Below are 4,077 nucleotides of genomic sequence, written 5' to 3'. Positions count from 1 at the left end.
GGTTCCTGCTGGAACTGCGGCGCTGGCAGCAGCTGCTTTGGGACGGCTGATGACCGCCTTGGCATTGGCCAGGGAAGCCACGGACCGCTTTTGCGCATCAGCATAATACATGAGTACCGCCGCTAGATGCTTGCAGGGGCCGTCCACCGGACAGTCGCAGTAACTTCCGGGGAAATTGTCGAGGTTGATATAGACGCCATAGTTCTCCTGGCCTTCAACCATTGCCCTCATTTTCCGGGGTTCACTGATGGAGAATGTCTGCACCCGGTTCTGCTTATAATATTGAAATCCCCGCTTCAGGGTTAAATCATCGAAATAATAGGCCGCATCCGAAATGAGCTTGTCCCATTCGGCATCATCCAGGGCATAGTTTGGCTGCATCGCAATCGGTCTCCTGTAGCAAAATATTCTTTGTTCCTGCTTTGTTCCCCTATTATAGCACCTATAAAGGGTCAGCTTGCTATTCTTTCGTTTCTATTAAGTGAGCAGTTTCCTGACTCAAGGATACCCCCGGCAGCAGGAGCTGAAAACAGCACAATCACAGGATTCTGCTGCACAAAGTACAACAGCCTCATTTTTTGGATAAGTTAATGGGGAAATCTGCTGCAGAAAATGCAATAGAACACGCAGTGCCCTTTCCGGGGCTTCAAATTTATCTATGACAATTTAATCTCTAAATCTCTAAAATCCTAAAGAGTATGATATGCTCCATATTGCAGGACAACCCTGCTGCTCTAAGGTCTGATACTCAAGGGATGTAATAAATTGAACTTGGGATTATTCTTTTAAGTTCAATCTATATAGCGGAAGGATGAAGCACTGCCGATGTTGCGATTTAAACTGAAATACCTGCTTAACAATAAACAGAACCGGCTGATTCTGATACTGACACTAAGTGTTTCACTATGCATTACGATCATTGGCCTTTTCTCCTACAGAGAGTACCGGCAGGCGCTGGATACGGAACTGAATACACCGAATGTTGAATTGCTGCAGATCAATCTGGATGTGACGAACCGGGCATTCCGGGAAGCGGATAACAAAGCGGTCGATTTATCGTTTAACCCGGTGATCCTGGCCTACATTTCCACGGATGCTGCGCATGCTGGGATTGCTGCAGCGCAGCCGCAGAATGTGCTCAATACGCTAATGGCGGAACCGGATATCCATTCGATCAGTGTGATTAAATTTCAGGATCATTCCGTTGTTTCAAGCGGATATGGCTACAGAGCCTCCTGGGAGGATGCGCCGGAGCATGCCTGGAGCGAATGGCTGGAGGAAATTAAAGAGAAGCCGCTCCTGATCAAAAGAAGGCTCTACACCGGCACGGATACCCGGCTGGCGGGTGCCGAGCTCCTCTCGCTCGCCCGGCCGATTGTCCAGAACGGGGAGGTTACCGGCGCAGTGCTGATCGATCTCGACTACGATACGCTGTTCTCCAAGATGTACACCCATCTGTCCAGTTATCAGTTTGTGTACAACCTGGAGGGGGATTTGATCTATCCGAAGCTCAATCTGCCTTTCCCGCTGGAGGAAATGAAGGATGTCCTGTCCGAAATCGATGTAAGCCCGTTCGCCCATGTCCAAATTGAGGGGCAGGCTTATATGGCCAATCAGGCCTTCTCCAATGTCACCGGCTGGCGGCTGGTTTCGCTGGTTCCGATGAAGCAGCTGCTGAAGAACGTAACCACAGCACGCAATATGATGCTGATGCTGTCGCTGATCTCGATCACGGTCGGGTGCTCGGCGATTTATTATTACAATTTCGCCGCCTTCCGTCCGCTTAAACGGATCAGCAAGCTGCTCAGCCCTGAGCAAAAGGGGATAGGCCATGGCAATCTCTATGATCTGGAGCCGGTGATCGGCAAGCTGGTCGGGGATTTCCAGAGTAAATCACTGGTCGCGGAGTGGAGTCTCCCGGAGCTGCGCTCCAAATTCCTCAGCGACCTGATTACCCGGAGTATCGGCAAGCAGGAAACGGAAACCAAGTGGGAGCATTATTTTGCCGGCTGGGAACCTGGCCCCTTTGAAAGTCTGATCATTTCCATCGACCGTCATTCACATTGGGTGACAGCTTACACCGAAGAGGATCAGCAGCTGCTTAAATATGCGATGAATAACATTGTAGTTGAGTTTTTCGAGCCTTCTTGGCGGACTGTCACGACGGCACCCCGGAAGGATTGTGTGGCCCTGCTGCTGCAGTCCAAAGGCGGGAGCGGCAGTCAGAATCTGCATGAAGAGGCGCTGAAAATGGCCGATATTATAGCCGAGGTACTCCAAATATCCGTATCCATAGGGATCGGTACTGAGGTCCCGGTGATTGCGCAGGTAGCCCGGTCATACGCGGAAGCTGAAATGGCGTTGTCCTACCGCCTGTATGAAGGATATGGCCGTGTCCGCGACTATTCCGGGCTGGAGGGCAGGCTTGATGAGGGCAGCGGAGCAGCTGATGATGCCTGGAAGCAGGAAGTGCTGCATGCACTGAGAATTTCCGATGCTGCTACAGGCCGGCAGTGGGTGCATAGATGGTCGGCCGAACTGCGCAAAAAAGAAGTCCAGCCGCAGAAGGTTATCCGCGTCTTGAATGATCTGCTGGAGGAAATCATCAACATTGCCGCATCCGGAGGGTATACGCTCCCGGCGGAGCTGGCGGATTATACCTGGTATCAGGTTACGACTCTTGATCTTAATGATATAGAAGAAATGCTCTGCAGTATTGTTGACCAGATGTCGAGTGCCTTTGAAGTGCACCGACTGTCCAAGGAATATTTGCTGGTGCAGAATTTGATTGAATTTATGGAGACTCATTTGCAGCAAAATATCGGGCTGCAGGATATCGCCGCCCATGTGAATATGGGTGTGTCCTCGGTAAGCACCATCTTCAAGGAAGAGACCGGAACGACCCTTTATGACTATTTGACCAACCTGAGAATGGACAAAGCCTGCGAGCTTCTGCGGGGCAGCAGCCTCAAAGTATCCGAGATTGCCCAGCTTGTCGGCTACCAGAATGAGAACAGCTTCATCCGTGTCTTCCGCAAGAGCAAATCGATAACACCGGGCAAGTTCCGGGAGAACAGCAAATCTTCCAATCAGTATGCAGATCTGCCAAAACCGCATGGTTCCGGCGTTTCTGAGGATTCGGAATAAGATAATACGATTGCCGCCCACCCTCTGTTTACGTTAATGTTCTATTTGAGAAAACTTTCACAGCTGCCAAAAACGCGGCTGATGTCCAAAGGATTCAGGGGTGGATAGATTAACGAAAGAGGGATGGCCTGTGAAACGGACGACAAAGATAGCGATTGGATCAGCAGCTGTAATTATGGCTGTGCTTCTCTTCACCTTAGCCCGCATGAACGGATATAACAGCGGCGGGGGCACAAGTGGCGATTTCCCCGAGAAACCGATCACATTAATCGTGCCATATGCCGCCGGCGGAGGAACGGATACTACAGCAAGGGCTTTAGCCAAAGCTACGGAGAAAGTTCTGGGCCAGCCGGTCATTGTACTTAACCGGACAGGCGGCGGAGGTTCCGTCGGACTCATGGAGGGTGCAAATGCCAAGGCTGACGGTTATACGGTGACGTTTTTACCGGCAGAACTAACGATTCTGCCGCATTTGGGACTATTGCCGATTACTTATGAGAAGTTTAAACCCATCGCTCAAACGAATTTTGATCCTTCCGCCATTACCGTAAGAGCCGAAGCGCCGTGGCAAACCGTAAATGAATTTCTCGACTTTGCGAAAGCGCATCCAGGTGAATTGAAAATGGGAAACGCAGGAACGGGGAGCATTTGGCATTTAGCCGCCGTAACATTGGAACGGGAAACAGGTGTGAAGTTTGCACATATTCCTTTTGAAGGTGCGGGGCCTGCCGTCTCTGCCTTGATGGACGGTTTTGTCGATGCGGTACCGGTAAGTCCTGCCGAGGTGAAGAAATACGTGGATGAAGGAAAGCTGCGGACGCTGGCCGTTAATGCCGACAAACGCTCGGAAGCGCTGCCGGACGTGCCTACGCTGGAGGAACAGACCGGAATACATGTGAACTTCACCAGTACATGGAGAGGGCTTGCTGT

At 51.0% G+C, this 4,077-nt stretch carries 3 protein-coding genes; 2 read left to right on the top strand and 1 reads right to left on the bottom strand.

What is annotated here, in order from left to right; all coding sequences use genetic code 11:
- Window positions 1-381 (bottom strand): SWIM zinc finger family protein (locus tag AQR02_RS26040; protein ID WP_187388828.1); only part of this gene is annotated, 381 nt, incomplete at its 3' end.
- A 444-nt stretch (window positions 382-825) separates the two neighbouring features.
- On the opposite strand from AQR02_RS26040, the gene AQR02_RS26035 reads away from it, so the two are divergent.
- Complete coding sequence (locus tag AQR02_RS26035; RefSeq protein WP_054943276.1) at window positions 826-3,147, top strand: helix-turn-helix domain-containing protein; 2,322 nt, start codon at window positions 826-828, stop codon at window positions 3,145-3,147.
- A 205-nt stretch (window positions 3,148-3,352) separates the two neighbouring features.
- The coding region (locus tag AQR02_RS26030) for a tripartite tricarboxylate transporter substrate binding protein (RefSeq protein WP_425340031.1) at window positions 3,353-4,077 on the top strand (725 nt) is incomplete at its 3' end.

Source organism: Paenibacillus ihuae (genome assembly GCF_001368795.1).
GTDB lineage: Bacteria > Bacillota > Bacilli > Paenibacillales > Paenibacillaceae > Paenibacillus_AQ > Paenibacillus_AQ ihuae.
This window is presented reverse-complemented; position numbering and strand designations above follow the sequence as displayed.